Origin of the sequence: Bradyrhizobium diazoefficiens (assembly GCF_016616235.1) — a bacterium.
In the GTDB taxonomy this organism is placed as follows: domain Bacteria; phylum Pseudomonadota; class Alphaproteobacteria; order Rhizobiales; family Xanthobacteraceae; genus Bradyrhizobium; species Bradyrhizobium diazoefficiens_H.
On record NZ_CP067100.1, the window covers coordinates 3,457,570 to 3,482,220 of the forward strand.

The 24,651-nt window shown below is 64.4% G+C and carries 26 protein-coding genes; 17 read left to right on the plus strand and 9 right to left on the minus strand.

All coding sequences use genetic code 11. The annotated features are described in order from the left end of the window. Positions 1-137: 137 nt before the first annotated feature. Positions 138-1,670: an acyl-CoA carboxylase subunit beta gene (locus JJB99_RS16430; RefSeq protein WP_200499698.1), complete on the plus strand. Its 1,533-nt coding sequence runs from the start codon at positions 138-140 to the stop codon at positions 1,668-1,670. A gap of 125 nt (positions 1,671-1,795) precedes the next feature. Continuing rightward, positions 1,796-2,143 (plus strand): hypothetical protein, encoded by a 348-nt coding sequence (locus JJB99_RS16435; protein ID WP_200499699.1) that lies wholly within the window; start codon positions 1,796-1,798, stop codon positions 2,141-2,143. 9 nt (positions 2,144-2,152) lie between these two features. Here JJB99_RS16435 and JJB99_RS16440 read toward each other — a convergent pair whose 3' ends face one another. From JJB99_RS16440 to JJB99_RS16455, 4 genes are all read right to left on the minus strand, one after another. Then, entirely contained in the window at positions 2,153-2,305 is a 153-nt protein-coding gene (locus tag JJB99_RS16440; RefSeq protein ID WP_200499700.1) for a hypothetical protein, read from the minus strand. A 172-nt stretch (positions 2,306-2,477) separates the two neighbouring features. After that, the gene (locus tag JJB99_RS16445) at positions 2,478-3,299 is read right to left on the minus strand and encodes a DUF2182 domain-containing protein (protein ID WP_200499701.1); all 822 of its coding nucleotides are present in this window, start codon (positions 3,297-3,299) and stop codon (positions 2,478-2,480) included. A 51-nt stretch (positions 3,300-3,350) separates the two neighbouring features. Beyond that, the gene (locus JJB99_RS16450; RefSeq protein ID WP_200499702.1) at positions 3,351-3,995 is read right to left on the minus strand and encodes a DUF1326 domain-containing protein; all 645 of its coding nucleotides are present in this window, start codon (positions 3,993-3,995) and stop codon (positions 3,351-3,353) included. Positions 3,996-4,246: 251 nt separating this feature from the next. Then, the gene (locus JJB99_RS16455) at positions 4,247-4,894 is read right to left on the minus strand and encodes a glutathione S-transferase family protein (protein ID WP_200499703.1); all 648 of its coding nucleotides are present in this window, start codon (positions 4,892-4,894) and stop codon (positions 4,247-4,249) included. A 127-nt stretch (positions 4,895-5,021) separates the two neighbouring features. Between JJB99_RS16455 and JJB99_RS16460 the strand changes: the two genes are divergently transcribed. Next, positions 5,022-5,336, plus strand: coding sequence for a hypothetical protein (locus JJB99_RS16460; protein WP_200499704.1), 315 nt, complete (start codon positions 5,022-5,024; stop codon positions 5,334-5,336). A 123-nt stretch (positions 5,337-5,459) separates the two neighbouring features. Continuing rightward, entirely contained in the window at positions 5,460-5,741 is a 282-nt protein-coding gene (locus JJB99_RS16465; RefSeq protein ID WP_200499705.1) for a twin-arginine translocation signal domain-containing protein, read from the plus strand. 138 nt (positions 5,742-5,879) lie between these two features. On the opposite strand, the gene JJB99_RS16470 is transcribed toward JJB99_RS16465, so the two are convergent. The 3 genes from JJB99_RS16470 to JJB99_RS16480 all read right to left on the minus strand — a co-directional run bounded on the left by JJB99_RS16470 (position 5,880) and on the right by JJB99_RS16480 (position 8,161). Further along, a complete protein-coding gene (locus JJB99_RS16470) occupies positions 5,880-6,122 on the minus strand; it encodes a GCG_CRPN prefix-to-repeats domain-containing protein (RefSeq protein ID WP_200499706.1) in 243 nt (80 codons plus the stop codon). 213 nt (positions 6,123-6,335) lie between these two features. Next, complete coding sequence (locus tag JJB99_RS16475; RefSeq protein ID WP_200499707.1) at positions 6,336-7,343, minus strand: alpha/beta fold hydrolase; 1,008 nt, start codon at positions 7,341-7,343, stop codon at positions 6,336-6,338. Between the two features lie 119 nt (positions 7,344-7,462). After that, positions 7,463-8,161 (minus strand): winged helix-turn-helix domain-containing protein, encoded by a 699-nt coding sequence (locus JJB99_RS16480; RefSeq protein ID WP_200499708.1) that lies wholly within the window; start codon positions 8,159-8,161, stop codon positions 7,463-7,465. A gap of 148 nt (positions 8,162-8,309) precedes the next feature. Here JJB99_RS16480 and JJB99_RS16485 point away from each other — a divergent pair, with 148 nt between their 5' ends. From JJB99_RS16485 to JJB99_RS16495, 3 genes are read left to right on the plus strand one after another with little or no spacing between them, the layout of a single operon-like run. Continuing rightward, positions 8,310-8,618: an NIPSNAP family protein gene (locus tag JJB99_RS16485; RefSeq protein WP_200499709.1), complete on the plus strand. Its 309-nt coding sequence runs from the start codon at positions 8,310-8,312 to the stop codon at positions 8,616-8,618. A gap of 23 nt (positions 8,619-8,641) precedes the next feature. Beyond that, positions 8,642-8,992 carry an antibiotic biosynthesis monooxygenase family protein gene (locus JJB99_RS16490; RefSeq protein ID WP_200499710.1) on the plus strand — a complete coding sequence of 117 codons (351 nt, stop codon included), beginning with the start codon at positions 8,642-8,644 and terminating at the stop codon, positions 8,990-8,992. Positions 8,993-9,043: 51 nt separating this feature from the next. Continuing rightward, positions 9,044-9,853: an isocitrate lyase/PEP mutase family protein gene (locus JJB99_RS16495; protein ID WP_200499711.1), complete on the plus strand. Its 810-nt coding sequence runs from the start codon at positions 9,044-9,046 to the stop codon at positions 9,851-9,853. A 181-nt stretch (positions 9,854-10,034) separates the two neighbouring features. Here JJB99_RS16495 and JJB99_RS16500 read toward each other — a convergent pair whose 3' ends face one another. Beyond that, positions 10,035-10,427, minus strand: a complete 393-nt coding sequence (locus tag JJB99_RS16500) for a hypothetical protein (RefSeq protein WP_200499712.1) — start codon at positions 10,425-10,427, stop codon at positions 10,035-10,037. Between the two features lie 163 nt (positions 10,428-10,590). Between JJB99_RS16500 and JJB99_RS16505 the strand changes: the two genes are divergently transcribed. Further along, the gene (locus tag JJB99_RS16505) at positions 10,591-11,235 is read left to right on the plus strand and encodes a trimeric intracellular cation channel family protein (RefSeq protein ID WP_200500184.1); all 645 of its coding nucleotides are present in this window, start codon (positions 10,591-10,593) and stop codon (positions 11,233-11,235) included. A 178-nt stretch (positions 11,236-11,413) separates the two neighbouring features. Here the strand turns inward: JJB99_RS16505 and JJB99_RS16510 are convergent, their stop codons facing one another. Further along, positions 11,414-12,622 (minus strand): cytochrome c, encoded by a 1,209-nt coding sequence (locus JJB99_RS16510; RefSeq protein WP_200499713.1) that lies wholly within the window; start codon positions 12,620-12,622, stop codon positions 11,414-11,416. Between the two features lie 294 nt (positions 12,623-12,916). Between JJB99_RS16510 and JJB99_RS16515 the strand changes: the two genes are divergently transcribed. The 9 genes from JJB99_RS16515 to JJB99_RS16555 all read left to right on the plus strand — a co-directional run bounded on the left by JJB99_RS16515 (position 12,917) and on the right by JJB99_RS16555 (position 24,633). Next, positions 12,917-16,408 (plus strand): indolepyruvate ferredoxin oxidoreductase family protein, encoded by a 3,492-nt coding sequence (locus tag JJB99_RS16515; protein ID WP_200499714.1) that lies wholly within the window; start codon positions 12,917-12,919, stop codon positions 16,406-16,408. Between the two features lie 198 nt (positions 16,409-16,606). Beyond that, entirely contained in the window at positions 16,607-17,632 is a 1,026-nt protein-coding gene (locus JJB99_RS16520; protein WP_246775265.1) for a hypothetical protein, read from the plus strand. A gap of 460 nt (positions 17,633-18,092) precedes the next feature. After that, positions 18,093-19,250, plus strand: a complete 1,158-nt coding sequence (locus JJB99_RS16525) for a thiolase domain-containing protein (RefSeq protein ID WP_200499716.1) — start codon at positions 18,093-18,095, stop codon at positions 19,248-19,250. After that, positions 19,250-19,639 carry a Zn-ribbon domain-containing OB-fold protein gene (locus JJB99_RS16530; protein ID WP_200499717.1) on the plus strand — a complete coding sequence of 130 codons (390 nt, stop codon included), beginning with the start codon at positions 19,250-19,252 and terminating at the stop codon, positions 19,637-19,639. The genes JJB99_RS16525 and JJB99_RS16530 overlap by 1 nt, the downstream gene beginning before the upstream one ends. A 194-nt stretch (positions 19,640-19,833) precedes the next feature. Continuing rightward, a complete protein-coding gene (locus JJB99_RS16535) occupies positions 19,834-20,694 on the plus strand; it encodes a MaoC family dehydratase (protein ID WP_200499718.1) in 861 nt (286 codons plus the stop codon). A 163-nt stretch (positions 20,695-20,857) separates the two neighbouring features. After that, on the plus strand, positions 20,858-21,736 hold the full coding sequence (locus JJB99_RS16540) for an SDR family oxidoreductase (protein WP_200499719.1): 879 nt from the start codon (positions 20,858-20,860) through the stop codon (positions 21,734-21,736). A gap of 131 nt (positions 21,737-21,867) precedes the next feature. After that, positions 21,868-22,821 carry a dihydrodipicolinate synthase family protein gene (locus JJB99_RS16545; protein ID WP_200499720.1) on the plus strand — a complete coding sequence of 318 codons (954 nt, stop codon included), beginning with the start codon at positions 21,868-21,870 and terminating at the stop codon, positions 22,819-22,821. Between the two features lie 4 nt (positions 22,822-22,825). After that, positions 22,826-23,641 (plus strand): NUDIX hydrolase, encoded by an 816-nt coding sequence (locus JJB99_RS16550; protein WP_200499721.1) that lies wholly within the window; start codon positions 22,826-22,828, stop codon positions 23,639-23,641. An 80-nt stretch (positions 23,642-23,721) separates the two neighbouring features. Continuing rightward, a complete protein-coding gene (locus JJB99_RS16555; RefSeq protein WP_200499722.1) occupies positions 23,722-24,633 on the plus strand; it encodes a DMT family transporter in 912 nt (303 codons plus the stop codon). The last annotated feature ends 18 nt before the right edge of the window (positions 24,634-24,651 follow it).

Sequence of the window (24,651 nt, forward strand, 5' to 3'; positions counted from 1 at the left end):
GGCAAAACTTTGTAATTCCTTGCGCTTTCACGCTGCGTCAGGGCAGCCCTGCGGCGCCGAAAGCCGCTTCCCGGCTCGCAAAATGCCGTGTTAGAACCGCCGGCATCGCTTTAAGGCTTAAGAACTGGCGGGAGCAAATGAAACATATCCTGGACGCCCTCGAAGATCGTCGTGCCGGCGCAAAGCTCGGCGGCGGGGAGAAGCGCATCGAGGCGCAGCACGCCCGCGGCAAGCTGACCGCGCGCGAGCGCATCGAGCTGCTGCTCGACAAGGGATCGTTCGAGGAATTCGACATGTTCGTCGAGCACCGCTCGATCGAGTTCGGCATGGAGAAGACCAAGATCCCGGGCGACGGCGTCGTCAGCGGCTGGGGCACCGTCAACGGCCGCAAGACTTTTGTCTTCGCCAAGGACTTTACGGTGTTCGGCGGCTCGCTGTCCGAGACCCATGCGCTGAAGATTACAAAACTCCAGGACATGGCGATGAAGGCGCGGGCGCCGATCATCGGCCTTTATGACGCGGGCGGCGCCCGCATCCAGGAAGGCGTCGCTGCGCTGGCCGGCTATTCCTACGTGTTCCGCCGCAACGTGCTCGCTTCGGGCGTGATCCCGCAGATCTCCGTCATCATGGGTCCCTGCGCCGGCGGCGACGTCTATTCGCCCGCCATGACCGATTTCATCTTCATGGTGAAGAACACCAGCTACATGTTCGTCACCGGCCCAGACGTGGTGAAGACGGTGACCAACGAGGTGGTCACGGCGGAAGAGCTCGGCGGCGCCTCGGTGCACGCGACGCGCTCCTCGATCGCAGATGGCGCCTTCGAGAACGACGTCGAGACGCTGCTGCAGATGCGTCGGCTGATCGACTTCCTGCCCTCCAACAACACCGACGGCGTGCCGGAATGGCCGAGCTTCGACTCGATCGAACGGCTTGACATGTCACTCGACACGCTGATCCCCGACAATCCGAACAAGCCCTACGACATGAAGGAGCTGATCCTGAAGGTCGTGGACGAGGGCGACTTCTTCGAGATCGCGGATGCGTTCGCGAAGAACATCGTCACCGGTTTCGGCCGCATCGCAGGGCGCACCGTCGGCTTCGTCGCCAACCAGCCGATGGTGCTCGCCGGCGTGCTCGATAGCGATGCCTCGCGGAAAGCGGCGCGCTTCGTCCGCTTCTGCGACGCCTTCAACATCCCGATCGTCACCTTCGTCGACGTGCCGGGCTTCTTGCCCGGAACCGCGCAGGAATATGGCGGCCTGATCAAGCACGGCGCAAAGCTGCTGTTCGCCTATTCGCAATGCACGGTGCCGCTGGTCACCATCATCACCCGCAAGGCCTATGGCGGCGCCTTCGACGTCATGGCCTCCAAGGAGATCGGCGCCGACATGAACTACGCCTGGCCGACCGCCCAGATCGCGGTGATGGGCGCCAAGGGCGCGGTCGAGATCATCTTCCGTAGCGACATCGGCGACCCCGACAAGATCGCCGCGCGCACCAAGGAATACGAAGACCGCTTCCTGTCACCCTTCATTGCCGCCGAGCGCGGCTACATCGACGACGTCATCATGCCGCATTCGACAAGGAAGCGGATCGCGCGGGCGCTGGCGATGCTGAAGGACAAGAAGACGGAAATGCCGGCGAAAAAGCACGACAATTTGCCATTGTGAGGGGACGCAGCCTGGATGGAGCGTAGCGAAATGCAGGTTTCCGTTTCAGTTCCCGCAGATCGCTTCACTTATGGGGCCTCGTTGCCCCATCTAAAGGTTTCTTCTGATTTGCCATCGTCGATCCAATGACCGAAGACGATCCGACCGACGAAATCTCCGACATTGAAGACCGGATCGAGCGGCTCGCCGAGATCGCCGAGCGGTGCCGGAAGTATATTCTGGCGTCCAAGATCGCCATTGGCAGCGGGACTGCGCTGCTGCTGATCACGATCCTCGGGCTATTCGGGCCGGGTCAGACGGCCGCGCTCGGATCGATCGCGCTAATGCTGGGCGGGATCGTGTCGCTGGGCTCGAACATCAGCACGCTGCGCCAGACGGGCGAGGCGATCAACGCTGCGGAGGCGCGGCGCGAGGCGCTGATTGGAACGATCGATCTGCGCCTGGTCGCCGATGCGCCATTCAAGCTGGTGTGACGTGCGGTCTTACGCCGCGGCGCGCAGCGTCAGCACCAGCAACTCCGCGCGGCATTCGGCGGCGAACCTCTGAAGCCGCTCCACGGTTTCCTGGTCGAGGATGGTTTTTGCCAGGCGCTCGGCGCGGGCAACCTGCTCTTTGAGATCGTCGATGCGGGCCATGTGTCACCTCTGGCCGGAATAATTTGAAGCAAATTGCTTCGTTCCGGAGGCGGTGGGGACATGGATAACAGCGGGTTAATGGTCCGCTGGACGTCGCGCGCGCGACGTGGTCGCGGCAGGCCGATGGGTTTAGCCGCTCAACGGAGGCGCGGCTATCGCAACACAAAATGCATCACCGCAGCGAGGACATCAGCAGCGACGCGCCCGCGGCCCCACATGCAATGCCGGCAGCGCGCGCGATCCATCGTCCGGCCGGCGTCAGCTTCTCCAGCAGGACGAGCAGCGCCAACAGCGCGATCCAGAGCACGTTCATCACGCCGCCTATGAACAGGAGTGCCATCAAGAGCCAGCAGCAGCCGACACAATAGCTCCCGTGCCGAAGCCCTAGCAGCAGGGAGCCTCTCGGCGTCTCGCGAAAGCCGCCGTGGCGCATCAGGAACAGGAATGGCGATTGGCATTGCACAAGGCAGACGTCCTTGAGCGGTGTCCATTGATAGATCCCGGCTGCGATCAGCACGATTGCGCCGACGAGGTTGCTGGCGAGCGTCATCCGGGACTCGAGAAGGGCTGCGCGGTCGATCACCCATTGCAGAAGGGTTGCGACAAGCGAAAAGCCGGTCCAGGCGAGGAAGTAACCGGCCGCAAACCAGCCGGTTGCCGCGAACGGCTTGGCTTGTGCCTTCGCCTGGCGGCCGACGCTGGCGTACATGAGGATCATGGGCGCGGCCGAGGGCGCCATCATTCCGACCATCATCACCGCCCACATCAGGAACACGTATGCGAACTCGATCGTTCGCCACGGCTCGCTGGCGGGCAACATGATTCCGATCCCGGCCGGAATCATGCGGAAGCCGGTCATGTCCATGCCGCCCATGTCCATGTCGTCGGCGAGCCAGAGCACATAGGCCCATGCCAGCGCGACGATGATCAGAATCGCGCCGCCGGCGATCCAGCGGTCGCGGCGCAGCACGGTTTCGAGAGCGCTGTCGGTCATTTGCGATGCGTGTTGCCGGGCTTCTCGCAGACCGTCATATCAGGAGCGGCATCAAGCCCGGTTCGACCACTGGATCGGCGCATAGAGGCCGTTCCTTCCGGAATTGTCCCAGCGCATGCCATGATCGCTGTAGGTATTGCCGGCGGCGCCGACCGCCATCACCATCCTGTCGGGGCTGACGGGGTGGCCGATGTTGGTCCACATTTCGCCGCTCGGGTGCATGGTCGGCAACGGCTTAACGGACATGTGCAGAATGCCCGGGATTTCCGCCGACCGCGTCTTGCCGTCGATCCGGAATGTGATCGGGACCTTCTTCACGCCCAGGTTCTTGCTGATCAGCGGTACAAACGCGGCCATGGGACCACCGGCCGCGCCGCTGAAGATCGCAGCCAGCGCCTCGGTCTGCCGATCGTCAGCGCTCTGATCGACATAGGTGGCCTGCGACCAGTCCCCGTCGGCCATGACTCCGGGGGCATGGAGAATAACCAGGACGTTCAGTCCATCGAGTGCGACGTCGCCGTAGCGGCCGGTCTCGATGTGGAAGATCAGCGGCACGTTGCAGAAGCCCTCGGTCGGTCGCGCGGTGAGCGGGGCACTCGCAGACACGAGGCACGGGCACACAATGCTGCAACTGCAATTTTCGAAATAGTCACCGGAAAGATGCCACGAGACCTGAGATGAGACCTGGTCCACCATCGCTCCCTCCCGCTAGGCCGAACCCGACAAATCGCTTTCGAACGAGCTACCTGTGGTGGAAGACTACGCTGCGTGCGCGGGAATCGCAAGGCGAGGCGCCAATGACGTTGGTGTGAAGCGGCGAGGCGCGTAGAGGTGCGTAGGTGGGTTAGCGCCAGCGTAACCCACCACTTCTCCATTCGTTCGGGCAGACCCCAGGTGGTTACGGCTTCGCCCAACCCATCCCGAGAGCTACGAGGTGTTCCGTTCTATCATCGCGTCTTATCCGCGGCGGCAAAATGCGCCATCTGGTCGGCGCGGGCCTTTGCGAACGCCGGGCGGCCCGTGGCGCGGGCGACGTAGGCGCGGCAGGCGGGGCTGTCCGTCAGCCCCTCGAAGCGATCGACGACGCGCAGCACGTCCGCCATCAGGATGTCGGCGACGGAGAAGGATCCCGCCAGCCATTCGCGCTCTGCAAGCACGGTCTCCATGTGCTTGAGGCGAAGCTTGAGGAAATCGTCGACGAACTTCACGGCAGGCGAGCCATCGAAACTGCCGGTGAACTTGAACATCGTCCAGGGCAGGGCCGGCATCTCAACCGAGTTGAGTGCGGCGAACAGCCACTCCATGGCTTCGTTACGGCCGCGGGGATCGGTCGGCATCAGTTCGGGGTTGCGCTGACCCAGATGCAGCAGGATCGCGCCGCTCTCGAAGATCGAGAGATCGCCGTCGGTCAGCCACGGCACCTGTCCGAACGGCTGGTGCGCGAAATGCGTGGTGTCCCGCGGGTTGAACGGCACGCTGGCGACGCGATAGGGCAAGGCGGCTTCTTCCAGCGCCCAGCGCACCCGGAGGTCGCGCACGAAGCCGCGCGGGGGTTCGGGAACCCAGTCGAAGGTGAAGAGGGTGAGATCGGGCATGCGATGTCTCCGTGTGCTGTTCGAACCATAGGACGGGCGGACGGCGCGCGTGCCGACAGCGCCGCCAAATTTTTGTCGCCGCCACCGTAACCGGCTAGTCTGATGCCAAACAACAGGAGGAAACCCGATGCCCGCTGCCTACTTCGTCGTCCGCGCGATCGTCACTGACGCCGGCAAGCGCGCCGCCTTCGATCGCTGGTACGAGACCGAGCATGTGCCCGAGGCGGTGAAGGCGTTCGGCGTCAGCAAAGCCTGGCGGTTCTGGAGCCTGGACGATCCCTCGCTGCATCAGGCCATGTATCGATTCGATGACGAGGCGGGGTTGGCTGCGATGCTGAAGGGCGATGCGCTGACAAAGCTCGTCGCCGATTTCGACCGCGACTGGCCCGATGTGAAGCGCACACGCGAGACGCTGGTGCTGGCGCAGGAGTTTGTGGAGTAACGGGCTACGGACTACTGGACATCGTCGCCTCGATCGAATCTGACTGCGCGATTCAGCTCCGGTTCATGTCGCGACCGCGACACTTCTTCTGCATCACTTGCGCGATAGATCAGAGGACATGTCATGGAGCGCCGGAACTTTTTGAGACTTGCATTGGGTGTGACGGCAGGCGCCGCCGCCTTCGCAGCGACCGCGCAGGCCGCGCCATTGTCACCGCAGCCGGTCGGGCCGGCCCGCACGCCGGATGGCAATCCCGACGCGCATCCCGCCGTCACGACCAGCGAGGAAGCCGCGCAGCTCAAGCCCGAGCAGGTGCGCTGGCATCACCACCGCCGTCATTGGGGCTGGCGCCGGCGCCACTGGGGCTGGCATCGCCGGCGCTGGCATCGTCGTCACTACTGGTAAGCTCGGCGAAGGACCAAGCCGAACGGGGACCGCGATTGTGGTCTCCGTTTGATTTGAGGCCGCGCTCAAAAAGAAAACCCAAAAGAAATGGCCGCGCAGGCTTTTGCCGCGCGGCCATTCGCAACGCGAAAGGCGAGATCAGAACGGACGGCAGCGGCCGGCGTACCAGCGGAAGCCATAGGGGCACACGCGCGGACGGACCACGACGACCGGGGCGGGCGCCGGCGCCACGACGACCACGGGCGGACGACCGGCCATCGGACGGCAGCCGCCGTAGGGGCCGCGGTACCAGCCGGGGCCGCAGCCGCCGGCGGCGCTGGCCGCCTCGCCGAAACCGACGACCGCACTGGCGAGCATGACGGCGGCAAACAGATACTTCATCAGGGTCTTCCTTCTCGTCCTTGGGGCTAGGATATTGGGGCAGGATTTCTGGGACAGCGCGCTTGCGGCGCATAATGAATCAAAAGATGCAATTCGACACGTTAAATCTGGGGTAGAAACGTATCGACACGTCGCGATCCAAATCTGCCGATGATGACCTGAATGCGGCATGAACACTGCCCGCATCCTGCTTGAAGCGACACGCCAGCGTCGCTAACGCCGCAGAAAATCCAGCACCAGCTCGCGGTACTTGTTCGGCGCCTCTAGGAAGACGAGGTGGCCCGTATCAGAGATGACCTCGGCCCGCGCATTCGGCATCTTCGCGGCGAGCGCTTTTGCCAGCTCCGCGTTCTGCCCCATCTTCGGCCGCAGCGCCTCCGGCGCGAGTGGCCGGCCCGGCGCATTGTGGTCGTCGGCGCCCATGACGAACAGCGTCGGCGCGGTGACGAGCGGGATCTCGTGCGCCACCGGCTCGCGATAGATCATCTGGCCGGAAGAGACGAAGGCGCGCAGCCAGCGCGGATACTCTGGGCCGCCCTTGATGTTGAAGCGGGCGTCGATAAACGGCGTGATCGCCTCAGGCGGCAGCTTGATCGCGTAATTGGTCTGGAGCTGCTTGCGGTAGCCTTCGGCGGTGAGCTTGTCCTCGGTCTCGATGATCCTCTCGGTGGGCGTCGGCGGCACGTAGAGGCGGTAATCCTCCAGCCCAATTGGGGCCGTCAGAACAAGGTGCGCGACGCGGTCCGGATAGGCGCGGGCGACACGCACGCCCAGCATGCCGCCGAGCGAATGGGCCACGATGTCGGCATTGTCGATCTTGAGGTGATCGAGCAGCGCGATGGTGTTGCGCGCGAGGGTGTCGAAATGCAGTTCGCCGACCGGCTTGGAGGATTTGCCGAAGCCGATCTGGTCCGGCACCACGACACGATAGCCGGCCTCGCTCAACACCTTGATGACAGGCGCCCAATAGCTCGACGGAAAATTGCGCCCGTGCAGCAGCACCACGGTGCGGCCGTTTGGCTGCTGGGGCGTGACGTCCATATAGGCCATGCTGAGCTGCTCGCCGTCGTTGACCACGGGCAAGAGGTGCACGGGATAGGGATAGGCAAAGCCTTCGAGCGCGATGCCGTAGGGCTCGCGCGGGGCGTCATCGGCGGCGCGAGACGCAGGCGGGATAGCGAGGAGGGCGGCGGCGAGTGCGGCCGGGAGGATGCGGATCATGGAGGTCTCCGTCATGCCCGACTTGTCCCGGGCATCCACGTGCCAGCCGCAATAAAGACGTGGATGGCCGGGTCAAGCCCGGCCATGATGACGGTGAGAGTTCACACGCAAACGTGTTGTCAGTCCGTCCCGTTGCCGAACAGCGCCGCGAACTGCTTCTCGCCGGTACGGGTGAAATTCACCACGCGGCTGCCGGGCGTGGGATCGCGCGCGGCCCATTTCAGCTCGGCGAAACGCCGCATCATCGCAGCGCCCAGCGTGCCGGCGAGATGGTGGCGGCGCTCGCTCCAGTCGAGGCAGGCCTTGCACACCGGCCGGCGCGGATGGGTGAGCATGTCGGGCGAGATTTGCAAATGTTTCGCCAGGAACCGCTCGCCCTCTGTCGTCAGTTCGATCTCCTGCTTCCGCTGCCTGACCAACTGCCGGTCGCGCAAGGAATCGAGCATCTGCACGCCGAGATCGCCGGCGAGGTGGTCGTAGCAGATCCGTGCGCGCCGCAGCGCCGGATCCTTCGGCCCGGTGCGCACGCGCATGTGGCCGGTGCGTGCGGCGAGCCCCGCGAGCCCTTCGAGCACCCCCGCGACGTCGTCGTCGGTGAGGCGGTAGTAGCGGTGGCGGCCCTGCTTCTCCGGCTCGACAAGGCCGCCGGCCTCGAGCTTGGCAAGATGCGAGCTCGCGGTCTGCGGCGTGATGCTGGCCTCCTGCGCCAGCTCGCTCGCGGTCAGCGCCCGGCCGTTCATCAGCGCCGTAAGCATGTTGGCGCGGGCGGGGTCGCCGACCAGCGAAGCGACCATGGCGATGTCGGGTCCTGATTTCATGCTTCGATGGTAGCCGAAGCATCGCGGTCGAGCAAGGGCGTAGAGTGTTGCTGCAAACACGTCATTGCGAGCGAAGCGAAGCAATCCAGATGCTTCAGCGGCGACGGTGCTGCTCGCGTTTGTCGCAATGCAAATCTTAGGAGCCATCATGTCCGTCACCGTCTTCATCCGCTACCAGCTCGATCCCTTTAAGCGCGCGCAGTTCGAGGAGTACGCGAAGCGCTGGCTCACCATCATTCCAAAATGCGGCGGCGACCTCATCGGCTATTTCATGCCGCATGAGGGCACCAACAACATCGCGTTCGCGCTGATCAACTTTGAAAGCCTCGCCGCCTACGAGACCTATCGCGCGCGGCTGCGGCAGGATGCGGACGGCATGGCGAATTTCCATTTTGCCGAGGACAACAAATTCATCATGGCGGAAGAGCGCACGTTCCTGCGCAAGGTGGTATTGTAGGCCTCCCGCCACAGGAGATGCCTATGATCGCCGTAATCTTCGAAGTCTGGCCCAAGCCGGAGCATCGCCAGGATTATTTCGACCTCGCCGCCGATCTGAAGCCGGTCCTGCAGACCATCGACGGCTTCATCTCGGTCGAGCGGTTCGAGAGCCTGACCGAGAGGGGCAAGATTTTGTCGGTGTCGTTCTGGCGCGACGAGGCGGCCGTCGCTGCCTGGCGCAACACGATGGAGCATCGTCGCACCCAGGCCAGAGGCAGGGCGCAGATCTTTGCCGATTATCATCTGCGCATCGCCAGCGTGATCAGGGATTACAGCATGACCGATCGCGAGCAGGCGCCGCAGGACAGCCGCGCCGTGCACGACGTGCACTAGCGGGCTCGAATAAGCGTGCCTATGTCTGCGCGGCCAACAAGGGAGAGAAACATGCCTGTGACAACCGCTGACAAGCGCGCGACGTTCAAGAAGATGCACGAGAGCGGCTGCTTCATCCTGCCCAATCCGGTCGATGTCGGCAGCGCGAAAGCCCTGCAGCATCTCGGTTTCAAGGCGATCGCATCATCGAGCGCGGGTTTTGCCTGGACCATCGGCAAGGCCGACAACCACGTCACTGTCGAGGACGTCTGTCAGCATCTGGCAGCATTGAGCTCGGCCGTCGACATCCCCGTCAATGCCGATTTCGAAGGCGGCTTCGCGGTCGAGCCGGATCAGGTCGCGGACAATGTCGCGCGCGGCGTGCGCACCGGCGTCGCGGGCCTGTCGATCGAGGACTCCACCGGCGATAAGGACAAGCCGCTCTACGAGCACGCGCTCGCAGTCGAGCGCATCAAGGCCTCGCGCAAGGCGATCGGCGACAGCGGCACGCTCTTGGTCGGCCGCTGCGAGGCGTATCTGTGGGGCCTCACCGATCTCAAGCTCGTCATCGACCGGCTCACGGCCTACGCGGACGCCGGCGCCGACTGCCTCTATGCGCCAGGCCTGAAGACGCGCGAGGACATCGCCGCGGTGGTGAAGGCCGTCGCACCAAAGCCGTTCAACCTCCTGATCGGCGGCTCCGGCCTGTCGTTAAAGGAGGCCGAAGATCTCGGCGTGCGCCGCATCAGCGTCGGCGGCTCGCTCGCACGCGCCGCCTGGGGCGGCTTCATGCGCGCGGCGAAGGAGATGGCGGAGAAAGGGACCTTTGCGGAACTCGGCAGCGGCTATTCCGGCGGCGAGCTCAACAAGATGTTCAGTTGAACGAAAGGCGGGAGGATGTGAGTCCCGCCGCCTTGTCATCCACGTCATCCACGCGGCGTCATGCCCCGCGCAAGCGGGGCATCCAGTACGTCGCGGCCTATCGATTGAACCACTGACGTCTCGGAGTACTGGGTCGCCCGGTCAAGCCGGACGACGACAGCTTGTTGCTTCGACAGTCGCGTTACTTCGCGCCGTCAGACGGCGTCTGCGTATCCGGAGCCGGCTTGCTCGGCGCGGCGCCCGTGGTCACGCCCGGCGAAGCGTTGTTGCGCGGCGTCACGTCGCGCATGCCGGGAGGCGCGGCCGGATTGGCAGGCTGCGACTGCTGCGCCGTCTGCGTTGCCGGCGTGTTGCTCGCCTGGTTGTTCGTGGTCGTGTTGTTCAAGCCATAGAACACGGCGCCCAGCACCAGGGCCACCGCCACCGCGAACAGCGCAATCTTGCCGCTGGAGGCGGGGCCTTCGCCAAGCTCGGGATCGGCCTGCAGGTCGGCATCCCGGCGCGCCGCGCGAAGATACTCATCGTCGGCAAGGTTCGGGCGGTACGGATCGTTGGGAAAACGGTCGTCGGCCATCGATTGGTCTCCTCGTTGATTGCGGCGAGACAACCCTCAGCTGCGAGATTCTGTTCCGCTCCCCTAATGCTTTCGTCGCATGTTGCCCTCATCCCGGGAATCGGAACCTGTTCCGGAGGGAACTGTGGACTTAGGTTCCATGGCCACGACAAGGAACAAGCCGATGTGGAGTCTGCCGCCAACCGACAGCGTGTTGCATCTTCTGGCGTATGTCGCCATTTCGGCCGAGGGCATGACGGCAGCGTTGGCAGCCGGCCGGCGCAGCATGGACTATGTCGGCGTCTGCCTTCTCGCCTGCGTCACCGCGCTTGGCGGCGGCACGCTGCGCGACCTGTTTCTCGGCCATTATCCGCTGGTCTGGGTTGCAAACCCGGTCTATCTGGCGCTGCCGGGCGGTTCGGCGCTGCTAACGATCCTGATCGCGCGGCTGGTGCACCGGCTGCATGTCGCCTTCATCGTGCTGGATGCCATTGGCCTCGTCGTCTTCACCATGATCGGCTGCAACGTTGCCTGGCAGATGGATGCCTCGCTGCCGATCGTCATCGTCTCGGGCATGGTGACCGGCTGCGCCGGCGGCGTGTTGCGCGACGTGCTCTGTAACGACGTGCCGCTGCTGTTCCGCTCCGAGCTCTATGCCAGCGTCTCGGTCATGACCGGCCTGTTTTATGCCACCGCCTTCGGCCTCAACCTCCACGCAGAGCTCTGGACGATCCTGACCTTCGTGCTCGGCCTCAGCTTCCGCCTGCTCGCAGTGCGCTACAAATGGGAGATGCCGAAATTCGTGTTCACGGGAGACGAGGACAAGTAGGGATCCTTCTTCGCCTCTCCCCGCGTGCGGGGAGAGGCCGGAATTTGCGATAGCAAATCCCGGGTGAGGAGGACTCTCCGCGAGTCCGTCCGTGATTGCCGAAGCAGCCCCTCACCCCAACGCTCTCAGCGCGAGCGAAGCTCGTCGCGGCGGCGTAAGAACGGGGAGAGAAAGCAGATTACGGCTCTTCCTTCCTTGCCTTCGCCACCTGCGCCGGTGTTACCAGCAGGCCCGCATTGCCCCAGGAATTGCGGATATAGTTCGTCACCGCCGCGATCTCGGCGTCGGACAGCTTGGCATAGCCCGGCATCTCGCCGGTGTTCGGCGCGCGCGGCGTGGTCACGGTGTGGGCGCCGTCGAGGATGATGCGCAAGGTGGAGGATGGATTGTTGGATTGCAGCAGCGCATTGCCCGGCAGCGGGGGGTAGATGCGCGGGCTGCCTGCGCCGTCGGCTTCGTGGCAGGCGATGCAGAGCTTTGCGTAGACCGTTTGGCCGGCCTTCATCTCGGCATCGTCAGGCGGCGTCACGATGGTCTCGCGCCGCAACGGCGGCAGGCTCTTCAAGTAGATCGCGATCGCCTGCACGTCGCCATCACTCATCTTCGCGGTCGAGTTGACGACCACCTCGGCCATCAGACCGCCGGCATGGCTCCTGGCGTTGCGTCCGCTTTGCAAGTATTCGGCGATATCCCTGGCGCTCCACGACTTCAGCCCGGTGCGCGCTGCGCCGTCGAGCCGTGGCGCATACCAGCCGCCGACCTCGTTGCCCGACAAGGCCTGCGCGGTCTTGTCCGCGCCAAAATAATTCTTCGGCGTATGGCAGGCGCCGCAATGGCCGAGCCCGGTGACGAGATAGCCGCCTCTGTTCCACGCCGCGCTCTGGCTCTGGTCCGGCTCGAACAGGCCGGGCTTGAAATAGAAGGCGTTCCAGATCCGCATCAGGCCGCGATAGCCGAACGGCCAGCGCAGCTCCGGCGGCTTGTTGCGGCTCACGACCGGCGCCAGCGAGCCGAGATAGGCGCGGATCGCCAGCGTGTCGTCCTTGGTCACCTTGGTGAAGTAGGGATAGGGGAAGGCCGGGTAATAGTTCGAGCCGTCAGGCGCGATGCCATAGCGCACCGCGCGGGTGAAGTCGGCATCCGTCCAGGCGCCGATGCCGGTGTCGCGGTCCGGCGTCAGGTTCGGGGCGTAGATCGCGCCGAACGGCGTGTCGATGCGCTTGCCGCCCGCGAACGGCTTTGCCGGATCGGCGGTATGGCAGCCCGCGCAGTCGCCGGCCTCGACCAGCGCCTTGCCATAGGCAAGCAGCTCCGGCGACGGCTCGGCGGCGGCAGCCGCACTCGCAACCGCACTGCACAACGCGATCACAGCCAGAATCGTCCGCATGCCCGGTCTCCCCTGCGACCAACCGACGTCCTCCCGCACGATAGGCGCGTCGATTCATTTCGCCATAGCGGGGGTATGGTGACACAAATTGAAAATCCCCGGTGTGCTTCAGGCCACGAAATTGCGATTTTTACCCGGCGCTCCCCTTGGTCCAGATTTGTGATGCGGAGCGTGAAATTTCCGACATAGAGTGGCGAAGGTGGTCGGCGCGCCCTAGCTGAAAACAACGGGCAGGCAACGGCTTAAGCCAGCTAAAGCAACAAGGGCCTGAACAGGGCGGCAAACGAGGACAGCATGGGCATCAACCAGGGTCCGATCAGTCTCGATCAAAAATACACCCAGGAAACCGGACACGTCTTCACCACGGGCATCCAGGCCCTGGTCCGCCTGCCCATGGCCCAGATCCGGCGTGACCGCGCCAACGGCCTCAACACCGCGGGCTTCATTTCCGGCTATCGCGGCTCGCCGCTCGGCGGCTATGACCAGCAGCTCTTTGCGGCGCGCAAGCACCTTGAACAATACAACATCAAGTTCCAGCCCGGCGTGAACGAGGACCTCGCGGCGACCGCGGTGTGGGGCTCGCAGCAGCTCAACCTCTCGCCCGGTGCCAAATATGACGGCGTGGTCGGCATCTGGTACGGCAAGGGCCCCGGCGTCGACCGCTGCGGCGACGTCTTCCGCCATGGCAATGCCGCCGGCTCCGCCAAGAACGGCGGCGTGCTGTGTCTTGCCGGTGACGACCACGGCGCCAAATCCTCGACCGTCCCGCATCAGTCCGATCACGCCTTCATCTCGGCGCTGATGCCTTATCTCTATCCCTCGAGCATCCACGAGATGATCGAGATGGGCCTGCTCGGCATTGCGATGTCGCGCTATTCCGGCTGCTGGGTCGGCATGAAGGTGATCACGGAGACGGTGGAGACCACCGCCGAGATCGACCTCACCGACGAGATGAAGCCCTTCGTCATCCCCACCGATTTCGAGCTGCCGCCCGGCGGTCTCAACCTGCGCTGGCCCGACGACCGCTTCGAGCAGGATCGGCGCCTGCAGGACTACAAGGGCTTTGCCGCGATCGCCTTTGCCCGCGCCAACAAGGTCAACCGCATCACCATGGATTCGCCGAACGCCCGCTTCGGCATCATGGCGTCGGGCAAGAGCTACGAGGACGTGCGCCAGGCGCTGCGCGAGCTTGGGATCACCGAGGAGGTCGCCGCAAAAATCGGCCTGCGTCTCTACAAGATCGGCATGCCCTGGCCGTTGGAGCCGGAAGGCGTGCGCCAGTTCGCCGTCGGCCTCGAAGAGATCTTCATCGTCGAAGAGCGCCGCGAGATCGTCGAGAACCAGGTCAAGCAGGAGCTGTTCAACTGGCGCGATGACGTCCGTCCGCGCATCGTCGGCAAGATGGACGAGCACGACAAGCGCTTCCTCACCTTTGCCGCCGAGCTCAGCGTCGCCTCGCTGGCGACCTCGCTCACCGAGCGACTTCTTCGGCTCAATCTCAACCCCGAGATTGCGGAGATGCTCCGCGTCAAGGCCGACTGGTTCAACGGCCGTCAGGCCACCCAGATGCAGGCGGTCGCACCCGTCTCCCGCACCCCGTATTTCTGCTCCGGCTGTCCCCACAACACATCGACCAAGGTCCCCGAAGGCAGCCGCGCCATGGCCGGCATCGGCTGTCATTTCATGGCGCTGTGGATGGACCGCTCGACCGAGACCTTCACACATATGGGCGGCGAGGGCGTGCCTTGGGTCGGCATAGCGCCCTTCACCAACGAGAACCACATTTTCGCGAATCTCGGCGACGGCACCTATTTCCACTCCGGCATTCTGGCTATCCGACAGGCGGTCGCTTCCAAGGCCAACATCACCTACAAGATCCTCTACAACGACGCCGTCGCCATGACCGGCGGCCAGCGTCATGACGGCGATCTCTCGCCGCAGCAGATCACCCGTCAGCTCCACGCCGAAGGCATCCGCGAGATCTATCTGGTCTCCGAGAATCCTGACGCCTATCCGGCCGACACCATCGCGCCCGGGGTGAAGAAATATCACCGCGACGAGCTCGACAATGTCATGAAGATGTGCCGCGAGTTCAAGGGCACCTCGGCGATCGTGTTCGTGCAGACCTGCGCGGCCGAGAAGCGCCGACGCCGCAAGCGCGGTCTGATGGAGGATCCGGCGCGCCGCGTCATGATCAACCCGGCGGTCTGCGAAGGCTGCGGCGACTGCTCGGTGCAGTCGAACTGCATCTCGGTCGAGCCGCTGGAGACCGAGTTCGGTCGCAAGCGCGCCATCAACCAGTCGTCCTGCAACAAGGACTATTCTTGCTTGAAAGGCTTCTGCCCGTCCTTCGTCACCATCGATGGCGGTGCGCCGCGCCATCGCGCGCCGGCGGAGCTTGCCGATATCGGCGAGCTGCCGGAGCCTGCCTCGCGCCCGGCGCTGGATAGGCCTTACAACATCGCGGTCGGCGGCGTTGGCGGCACCGGCGTGCTTACCATCGGCGCGCTGCTCGGCATGGCCGCCCATATCGAGGGCAAGGCCTCGATGATCTTGGACATGTCGGGGCTGGCGCAAAAGGGCGGGGCGGTGCTCAGCCACGTCCGGCTGTCGGATCATCCGGCGGAAGTGACCTGCTCGCGGATCGTCACCGGCACGGCCGACCTGGTGCTTGCAGCCGACGAAGTCGTCGCGGTCGCCAAGGACACGATCTCGCTCTGCGACTCCGGCCGCACCCGCGGCATCATCAACAGCCACGTCATTCCCACCGCCGACTTCATCCTCAACCGCGATTTCAACTTCCAGACCCGCAAGCTGAACGGGCTGCTGGAGACGGCGCTGCACAAGGACTCCGTCTTTTTCGATTTCACCAAGCCGGCCGAGCAGCTCCTCGGCGACGCCATCGCCACCAACATGATGATGATGGGCTACGCCTATCAGAAGGGACTTTTCCCGTTGTCGGCTGAATCGATCGAGCAGGCGATCGAGGTCAACGGCGTCTCGATCAAGATGAACAAGGAAGCCTTCCGCCTCGGCCGCCTCGCGGTCGCCGATCCAGCCCGCCTTGCCGGCATGCTGAAGGGCACGGACGAGGTCGCAGCGCCCAAGCCGCTGGACGCCATGACGCTCGACGAGGTGATCGAGCATCGCGCCAAACATCTCACTGCCTATCAGAACGGCCGCTTGGCCAAGCGTTATCGCAAGCTGGTCGATCAAGTCCGCGATGCAGCGGTGAAGGGCGGCTATGGCGAGGCGCTGCCGCGCGCGGTCGCGGTGAATTACGCCAAGCTGCTCGCCTACAAGGACGAGTACGAGGTTGCGCGCCTCTTCACCGACGGCGGCTTCGCGCAGCAGCTCCGCGACCAGTTCGAGGGCGACTTCAAATTCAGCTTCAACCTCGCTCCGCCCATCCTTGGCGGCGGCGTCGATGCGCTCGGCCGCCCGAAGAAGCGCGCCTTCGGCCCGTGGATGCTGAACGTCTTCCGGGTGCTGGCAAAACTCAAATTCCTGCGCGGCACCCCGCTCGACGTCTTCGGCCGCAGCGCCGACCGCAAGCTCGAGCGCGACCTGATCGCCGGCTACGAAAAGGACGTCGCCACCGTGCTCGGCCTGCTGTCGCCGCTCACGATCGACACCGCGGTCGAACTCCTGTCACTGCCCGACCGCATCCGCGGCTACGGCCCGGTGAAGGAGAAGGCGGTGGCGGCCGCGAAGGTGCGTTATGCGCAACTCGCCGCCGACCTCGCGAGCCCGCCGCCCGCGCCGAGGCAGATCGCGGCGGAGTAGGAGCCGTCTCGTAAACTGGGCAAAGGCGCAAAGCGCCGTGCCCAACATCTTACCACGGTCGCACCAGAAGACGTGGGCACGTTCCGCTTTGCCCACCCCACGCACGTTTGACAAAAGTTGTAGTGGCGCGATACGAACTACCTTCGATAGTGAAGCGCGCCGGGCGACGCGGTCGTGCGCTATGCGGGGCGGCGATCGATGTCATTGCGCGGTTTCTTGATTGTCCTAGTGGCCGTCGGCGTGTTGGCGACGTCGGGGATGTACTGGCATCAGCATGACATCCAACGCGTCATGCGCGATGGCTATGGCACCACGGGCAAGATCACGTCGGCCGAAGTCGTCTCGACGCGGTTTCCATTCGTATTCGATGGAGCCTGGCCGCGCTATGTCGACGAAAACCTGGCGATCGGATTGCAGTGGACCGGAAAGGACGGCATTCAGCGCGAGCACAAGGGCATTGCGGTCAGCGCCGCCTATGCGGCGCGGATCACGGTTGGCAATCAGCTCAAGCTCCTGACGATCCCCATTCAGGTCGTTGACGACGATTCATCGCTGCCGGTGGTGGTCCAGGATATCGACGACCATCTGAACCATATCCGGTCCACATCCAGGTTCATGCTGGCGGGCGCAGGTACTTGCGCCGGGCTTCTGGTGCTCGTGATCGGATGGCAGGCCTGGTCGGCGCGCCGAAGCGGGCCGGGGAGTGCCGCAATCGCCGCGGGATCGAGGCGTCCCTTCCCCTACACCCTCGCGCTGCTGACGGCCGTGCTGCTTCCGTTCGGCGGCTACATGCTGGTGACCTCCTATCTCGAGCAAAATGCGTTGAAGGAGATGCTCGAGCACGGCAATGAGGCCACCGCCGATATCACCCGCGCCTACGGTGAAGTGAACAAGGCCGGCGAGGCGCCGAGCTATCTCGTCACCCTGGCATGGACCGACGGAAGCGGACAGCGGCAGACCTACGGGCCGACCCATATCAGTGCGGCCTTTTGGCAGCAGATCACCCGCAACGGCGTCCAGACGGTCAGGCAGACCAGGATCCGGTATCTCCCCGGCAGGGCGGACGCTCGTCCTCTGATCGTCGACGACGCGGCCGAACGCCAATACCAGGACAGTTTTGGCGTGAAGGGGGGCGCGGTTTTCCTGGTCTTCGGTCTGATCCTAGGCGGCCTGACGCTGTACCTCTATCGCCGGCGTCCGAGCACCAGCGTGCAGCCTGGGTGAGCGAAGCAATTCCTGGGACAAGTGCGGCCCGGGATCCGGATTCGCTCCGCTCATCGGGGCGACGACGGCCTTGCGATTTTCCTGTTTGAAATCAATCACCGTTCTACTGTGCATGGGGTTGTTTTCGATAAAAGCCTCTTCCGATAAAAAGAAAATAGCTTGCGCCGTCGGGCAACACACCTTTAGGATTTCATTCGCCTCTCGTGCCCCGGACGCTGCGCAGCGCTTCTTAGCGATGCGCTGCAGAGCCGGGGCCCATCCCGCAACGAGTGCGCGGTCGCATGGGTCCCCGCTCAGCGCAGCAACGCTGGAGCGTTGCAGCGCGTCCGGGACACGAGAGCATTCCACTTGCGCCAACCCGCTGCTCTCTCGCCCGACGGAATATTTCCACGCTTGCCAATCAGGCCAGTGCGGTTCAGAAAAAAGAGCCAAGAAGAAACGCGAGCGGAGACCTGAAGTTTTGACCATCAAGGGCAAGGCCTACATTGCCGGGATCTACGAGCACCCGACCCGGCATGCGCCGGACAAATCCACCGCCCAGCTCCATGCCGAGGTCGCCAAGGGCGCGATCGAGGATGCCGGGATCAGCAAGGACGATATCGACGGCTATTTCTGCGCGGGCGATGCGCCCGGCGGCGCCTGGCCGATGGTCGATTATCTCGGTCTCAACACCAAAAAGCTCCGCCACGTCGATTCCACCGAGACCGGCGGCTGTTCCTACATCATCCATCTCGGGCACGCGGCCGAAGCGATCGCCGCGGGAAAATGCTCGATCGCGCTAATCACGCTTGCGGGTAAGCCGCGCACTGGCGTGATGCCGCCGCGCGCGGCCGGCGCCGAGGTCGATTTCGAGTCCGCCTACGGTGCGACCACGCACAACGCCTATGGCATGTGTGCCATGCGCCATATGCACGACTATGGCACCACCGGCGAGCAGCTCGCCTGGATCAAGGTCGCCGCCTCACATCACGCGCAATACAATCCGCATGCGATGCTCAAGGACGTCGTCACCGTCGAGGACGTCCTGAACTCGCCAATGATCTCCGATCCCCTGCATCGGATGGACTGCTGCGTCGTCTCCGACGGCGGCGGCGCGTTGATCGTGACCACGCCCGAGATCGCGAAGAGCCTGAAGAAGCCGCTGGTCAGACTGATCGGCCATGGCGAAGCCATGAAGGGGCCGCGCGGCGGCAAGGATCTCGATCTCACTTATTCCGCAGGCGTCTGGTCCGGCCCGCGCGCGTTTGAGGAAGCCGGTATCACACCGAAGGACATCAAATACGCCTCGATCTATGACAGCTTCACGATCACGGTGCTGATGCAGCTCGAGGACCTCGGCTTCTGCAAGAAAGGCGAGGGCGGCAAGTTCGTCGCCGACGGCAATTTGATCTCGGGCGTCGGCAAGCTGCCGTTCAACACCGACGGCGGCGGCTTGTGCAGCAACCATCCCGTCAACCGCGGCGGCATGACCAAGATCCTCGAGGCCGTGAGGCAGTTGCGCGGCGAGGCGCATCCGAAGGTGCAGGTTCCAAATTGCGATCTCGCCATCGCTCACGGCACCGGCGGCCTTTTGGGTGTTCGCCACGCCGCCTCGACCGCCATTCTGGAGCGCGTGTGATGAGTGAAGCGAAGAAGTACCCGGCTCCCGTGACCAATCCGGAGACCGCCGCGTTCTGGGACGCGGCGAAGGAAGGCAAGTTCATGATCAAGCGCTGCACCGCCTGCGGCGAAGCGCACTACTTCCCGCGCTCGATCTGCCCGTTCTGCTACTCCGACAAGACGGTGTGGGAAGAGGCGTCGGGCGAGGGCACGATCTACACCTATAGCGTGATGCGCAAGTCGCCGACCGGCCCTTACGCCATCGGCTACGTCACGCTGAAGGAGGGACCATCAGTGCAGACCAATTTCGTCGACTGCGATCTGGAGAAGCTCAAGATCGGCCAGAAGGTGAAGGTGGTGTTCAAGCCGACCGACGGCGCGCCGCTGCCGTTCTTTACGCCGGCCTGACTTCTTCCTTCTCCCCTTGTGGGAGAAGGTGGCGCGAAGCGCCGGATGAGGGGTTCTCTCACGGAGAAAGCTTTCGATGCGGAAGCAACCCCTCACCCAAATGAATACGTGGCCGGCACCGTGCTGCCCTCTTCCACAAGGGGAGAGGGCTCATCAATGAGCGCCGGTGATTTCCGGGGAGGAAACAAACACAAATGTCCGCTAGATACGAAGAGCTCAAAGCCCTCAAAAACCTCGGCCAGAAATACGCCTACACCGACCGTGAGGTGATGCTCTACGCCTGCGGCATCGGCCTCGGCGCCGATCCCATGGACGAGAACGAGCTCGCTTTCGTCAACGAGGGCACGCTGACGCCGCGGCCGCTGAAGGTGGTGCCGACCTTCGCTTCCGTAGCAGCTTGGGGCGCGGGCCCGGGCGAGATGAACCTCAACCGCGTCATGGTGGTCGATGGCGAGCGCGACATCACCTTCCATCAGCCGCTGCCGGTGGCCGCCAACATCACCGCCGATTCCTCCGTGGTCGAGGTCTACGACAAGGGCAAGGACAAGGGCGTTGTCATCAGCCACCAGACCGTGCTCAAGAACGAGCAGGGCGAGAAGCTGGCCACGCTGGTTGCCTCACGCTTCGCCCGCGGCGACGGCGGCTTCGGCGGACCGAACCTGACCCAGCCCGATCCGCACAAGATCCCCTCGCGCGCGCCCGACAGGACCATCGACATCTCGACACGGCCCGACCAGGCGCTGGTCTATCGCCTCTGCGGCGATCGCAACCCGCTGCACAGCGATCCCGAGTTCGCCAGGAAGGCCGGCTTCCCGCGCCCGATCCTGCACGGCATGTGCACCTACGGCATCACCTGCCGCGGCGTGCTCCAGACCTATGCCGACTACGATGCGTCCGCCTTCCGCCAGCACGTCGCGCGGTTCTCATCTCCGGTCTATCCCGGCGAGACCGTGACCATGGACCTCTGGAAGGACGGCAATGTGATCTCGTTCGAAGCCAAGGTGAAGTCGCGCGGCGTCACCGTGATCAAGAACGGCAAGACGGTGCTGGGGTAAGCGGGTCTGTTGCCCCGGACGCAGCGCAGCGCTCCTTCAGCGGTGCGCTGCAGAGCCGGGGCCCAGAGAGCCTGACGAAGAGCTGGGTCCCGGCTCTGCGACGCGGCGTTTCACGCTGCATGGCGTCCGGGACACGAAACAACAATAACAGGGAGAAGCCACCATGGGACTGCTCGACGGCAAGGTTGCGCTGATCACCGGCGCGGGCGGGGGGCTCGGTGAGGCCTACGCAAAACTGTTCGCGCGGGAAGGGGCCTCGGTCGTTGTCAACGATCTCGGCGGGCCCCGTGACGGCTCCGGCGCCGACACCTCGATGGCGCAGCAGGTGGTGGATGCGATCAAGGCCGAGGGCGGCAAAGCGGTCGCCAACGGCGCCGACATCTCCACCATGGAAGGCGGCCAATCGGTGTTCGACGACGCCATCAAGCATTTCGGCCGCGCCGACATCCTAGTCAACAATGCCGGCATCCTGCGCGACCAGACGTTTCACAAAGCGTCGGAGGCCGACTGGGACAAGGTCATCAAGGTGCACCTGAAGGGCACCTTCTGTTGCACCCTGCCGGTGTTCCGCTGGATGCGGGACAACGGCGGTGGCGTTATCGTCAACACCTCCTCCACCTCGGGGCTGATCGGTAATTTCGGCCAGACCAATTACGGCGCCGCCAAGGGCGGCATCTGGGGCCTGTCCAACGTGCTGGCGATCGAGGGACGGAAGTACAACATCCGGATCTGGACGCTCGCCCCGGGCGCCCTGACCCGCATGACCGCAGACCTGCCCCGCTACAAGGAAAACCCCGGCGCGGCGCTCGGACCGGACGGCATCGCGCCGGCCGTGCTATACATGGTCAGCGACTTGTCGGGCGACCAGACCGGCAAGGTGCTGGGCGTGTCCGGGCCCCGCGGCGTGCGCGAAATGCGGATGATGGAAATGGAAGGCTGGAAACCGCCGCACACGGGCTGGAACGCCCAGGACATCGTTGATCACGCCAAGGAAATCTTCTTCTCTGAGGAGCAGATCAAGATGGGGGCGCGGCGATTTTAGCCACACTGTCATTCCGGGGCGCGACGAAGTCGCGAGCCCGGAATCCATAACCACCAGCTGGGGTTATGGATTCCGAGCCGGGCCCTGCGGGCCATCCCGGAATGACGAATAGAGAGAGACAGGGAATACTGATGAAACTCACCGCCGACGCCAAGGGCACCTTCGCAATCGCGCCGACGCCGTTCCACGACGACGGCCGGATCGATGAGCGCTCGATTGACCGCCTGACCGATTTCTACGAGGAGGTCGGCTGCGACGGCGTTACGGTGCTGGGCATCCTCGGTGAGGCGCCCAAGCTCGATGCCACCGAAGCCGAGCAGGTCGCGGTGCGCTTCGTCAAGCGCGCCAAGAAGATGCAGGTGATCGTCGGCGTCTCCGCGCCCGGCTTTGCCACCATGCGCTCGCTGGCCAAGGCCTCGATGGATGCGGGCGCGGCCGGCGTCATGATCGCGCCGCCGCCGAGCTTGCGGACCGACGACCAGATCGTCGGCTATTTCAAGCAGGCGGCCGAGGCGATCGGGCCTGACGTGCCCTGGGTGCTCCAGGATTATCCGCTGACGCTCTCGGTGGTGTTCACCCCCGCGGTGATCCGCAAGATCGTCATGGACAATCCGAACTGCGTGATGCTCAAGCACGAGGACTGGCCGGGCCTCGAAAAAATTTCGACACTGCGCAGCTTCCAGAAGGACGGCTCGCTGCGGCCGCTCTCGATCCTCTGCGGCAATGGTGGCCTGTTCCTCGATTTCGAGATGGAGCGCGGCGCCGACGGCGCCATGACCGGCTACGCCTTCCCGGAGCTTCTGATCGACGTCGTGAACCTCTCCAAGGCCGGCAAGCGCGACGCCGCGCATGATCTGTTCGATGCTCACCTGCCGTTGATCCGCTACGAGCAGCAGCCCGGCGCAGGCCTTGCCGTGCGCAAATACGTGCTACAGAAGCGCGGCATCATCGCCTCCAGCGCCCAGCGCAAGCCCGGCGCGACCATCACCCCGGCGGCAAAGGCCGAGGTGGACTATCTGCTGTCGCGCGTCGCCCGCGTCGACAAGCGCGCCAATATCGGCCCGCAATCCAGCGCCGCGGGTTAGTTGAATGGCCGAGACATCAGCGTCGCGCCCGGCCTCGACCATCCTTCTGCTCCGTGACGGGGCGAACGCCGACGGCAAGGGCCGCGGCGAAATCGAGGTCTTCATGATGGTTCGCCATCATCAAATCGAGTTCAATTCGGGCGCGCTGGTGTTTCCTGGTGGCAGCGTCGATGCCGGCGACAAGGAGATCGTCGCCCGCGCCGATCTCTACTCAGGCGGCGAAGGCTTGAGCGAAGCGGACCGTGGTTTTCGGATCGCCGCGATCCGCGAGACGTTTGAAGAGAGCGGCATCCTGCTGGCGCGTTCGAAGGGAACGGGCATGGCTGTTGATGCCAGGCGCGCGGGCGAGATCGCGGACAAGCATCGCGTTGCGCTCAACGAGCACAAGATCAGCTTTCTCGACATTCTCGACGACAACGGCCTCCAGCTCGCGCTCGATACGCTCGTGCCTTACGCGCACTGGATCACGCCGGAAGGCATGCCGAAGCGGTTCGATACCTGGTTCTTTCTCGCCGCCGCGCCGCCGGATCAGCTCGGCGCCCATGACGGCCGCGAGTCCACCGACTCGATCTGGGTCTCGCCGCGCGAGGCCGTGGAGGGCGGCGAGACCGGCCGCTTCAAGCTGCCATTTCCGACCACGCGCAATCTGATCCGATTGGCAAAACAGCCGACAGTGCAGGCCGCGATGGACCATGCCCGCAGCATGTCGATCGTGACCGTCATGCCTATCATGACCCAGACCGATACCGGCCGCCAGCTCCGCATTCCCCGCGAGGCCGGCTATGACGGCGAGGTGTTCGAGGTTGGCGCGGTCGGCTGATACACTTCGACACGCAACGAAGTATTGTCGAGCGCGGATGCGCTAGGTTCCGTCCATCGCGGAATGGATGGGCGCATCGGATGGACGACCGGCAGGACACCAACATCGCCGTCGAGCTGGCGCTGCTCGTTATGCTCGCGACACTGTGGGGCGGCTCCTACACCTTCATCAAGCTCGGCGTCGCCACCATCCCGCCGATCACGCTGATCGCCGCGCGCACCGCCATTGCGGGCCTGCTGCTGCTCGTCGTCATGCGGGTGCGCGGCATCCGGATGCCGACGGACGCCGCGACCTGGCAGCGCTTCGCGTTCCAGGCCGTGCTCAACAGCGTCATCCCCTGGACGCTGATCGCCTGGGGCGAGCGCCATGTCGATGCCGCGCTCGCCACCATCCTCAATTCGGCCGCACCGATTTTCACCTTCCTGCTGACGGCGGTCGTCACCCGCCACGAGACAACGACACCGCGAAAGCTGTTCGGCGTGATCGCCGGCATGGCCGGCATCCTGCTGATCGTCGGCGTCGATGCCCTCCATGACATCGGCAGCGGCCTCGTGGCGGAAGCCGCGATCGTTGCCGCCACGATCTGCTACGCCTGCGCCGCGATCTTCGGTCGCAGCTTCAAGGGTCTTGATCCGATGGCGCCCGCGGCCGGCTCGCTGCTGGCGGGTGCAGCCGTCCTGATCCCGGCCTCGCTGGTGGTCGAGCAGCCCTGGACGCTATCGCCGTCACTGAGTTCCGTGCTGGCGCTGCTGGCGCTCGCCGTATTCTCGACAGCGGCGGCGTTCGCGATCTACTTCCGCCTGATCCAGACCCTCGGCTCGGTCGGCATCACCGCGCAGGCCTATCTGCGCGTCCCGATCGGGGTCGCGATCAGCGTCGCCTTCCTCGGCGAAACCTTGAGCCGGACCGCCTCGATCGGCCTTGCCTGCGTCGTCCTCGGCGTCGCCGCGATGACGATCCCAGCCCGGCGGCCGGCCGGCGCCAAAGCCTGATAAGCTCGCAACGGGGGA

Coding starts and splice junctions, on each gene's coding strand:
- JJB99_RS16470 (WP_200499706.1), bottom strand. CDS start 6,122: ATGAAGTATCTGTTTGCCGCCGTCATGCTCGCCAGTGCGGTCGTCGGT.
- JJB99_RS16495 (WP_200499711.1), top strand. CDS start 9,044: ATGCCTGTGACAACCGCTGACAAGCGCGCGACGTTCAAGAAGATGCAC.
- JJB99_RS16445 (WP_200499701.1), bottom strand. CDS start 3,299: ATGACCGACAGCGCTCTCGAAACCGTGCTGCGCCGCGACCGCTGGATC.
- JJB99_RS16490 (WP_200499710.1), top strand. CDS start 8,642: ATGATCGCCGTAATCTTCGAAGTCTGGCCCAAGCCGGAGCATCGCCAG.
- JJB99_RS16535 (WP_200499718.1), top strand. CDS start 19,834: ATGTCCGCTAGATACGAAGAGCTCAAAGCCCTCAAAAACCTCGGCCAG.
- JJB99_RS16440 (WP_200499700.1), bottom strand. CDS start 2,305: ATGGCCCGCATCGACGATCTCAAAGAGCAGGTTGCCCGCGCCGAGCGC.
- JJB99_RS16465 (WP_200499705.1), top strand. CDS start 5,460: ATGGAGCGCCGGAACTTTTTGAGACTTGCATTGGGTGTGACGGCAGGC.
- JJB99_RS16430 (WP_200499698.1), top strand. CDS start 138: ATGAAACATATCCTGGACGCCCTCGAAGATCGTCGTGCCGGCGCAAAG.
- JJB99_RS16545 (WP_200499720.1), top strand. CDS start 21,868: ATGAAACTCACCGCCGACGCCAAGGGCACCTTCGCAATCGCGCCGACG.
- JJB99_RS16460 (WP_200499704.1), top strand. CDS start 5,022: ATGCCCGCTGCCTACTTCGTCGTCCGCGCGATCGTCACTGACGCCGGC.
- JJB99_RS16500 (WP_200499712.1), bottom strand. CDS start 10,427: ATGGCCGACGACCGTTTTCCCAACGATCCGTACCGCCCGAACCTTGCC.
- JJB99_RS16485 (WP_200499709.1), top strand. CDS start 8,310: ATGTCCGTCACCGTCTTCATCCGCTACCAGCTCGATCCCTTTAAGCGC.
- JJB99_RS16550 (WP_200499721.1), top strand. CDS start 22,826: ATGGCCGAGACATCAGCGTCGCGCCCGGCCTCGACCATCCTTCTGCTC.
- JJB99_RS16540 (WP_200499719.1), top strand. CDS start 20,858: ATGGGACTGCTCGACGGCAAGGTTGCGCTGATCACCGGCGCGGGCGGG.
- JJB99_RS16520 (WP_246775265.1), top strand. CDS start 16,607: ATGTCATTGCGCGGTTTCTTGATTGTCCTAGTGGCCGTCGGCGTGTTG.
- JJB99_RS16450 (WP_200499702.1), bottom strand. CDS start 3,995: ATGGTGGACCAGGTCTCATCTCAGGTCTCGTGGCATCTTTCCGGTGAC.
- JJB99_RS16455 (WP_200499703.1), bottom strand. CDS start 4,894: ATGCCCGATCTCACCCTCTTCACCTTCGACTGGGTTCCCGAACCCCCG.
- JJB99_RS16505 (WP_200500184.1), top strand. CDS start 10,591: ATGTGGAGTCTGCCGCCAACCGACAGCGTGTTGCATCTTCTGGCGTAT.
- JJB99_RS16515 (WP_200499714.1), top strand. CDS start 12,917: ATGGGCATCAACCAGGGTCCGATCAGTCTCGATCAAAAATACACCCAG.
- JJB99_RS16510 (WP_200499713.1), bottom strand. CDS start 12,622: ATGCGGACGATTCTGGCTGTGATCGCGTTGTGCAGTGCGGTTGCGAGT.
- JJB99_RS16480 (WP_200499708.1), bottom strand. CDS start 8,161: ATGAAATCAGGACCCGACATCGCCATGGTCGCTTCGCTGGTCGGCGAC.
- JJB99_RS16475 (WP_200499707.1), bottom strand. CDS start 7,343: ATGATCCGCATCCTCCCGGCCGCACTCGCCGCCGCCCTCCTCGCTATC.
- JJB99_RS16530 (WP_200499717.1), top strand. CDS start 19,250: ATGAGTGAAGCGAAGAAGTACCCGGCTCCCGTGACCAATCCGGAGACC.
- JJB99_RS16555 (WP_200499722.1), top strand. CDS start 23,722: ATGGACGACCGGCAGGACACCAACATCGCCGTCGAGCTGGCGCTGCTC.
- JJB99_RS16435 (WP_200499699.1), top strand. CDS start 1,796: ATGACCGAAGACGATCCGACCGACGAAATCTCCGACATTGAAGACCGG.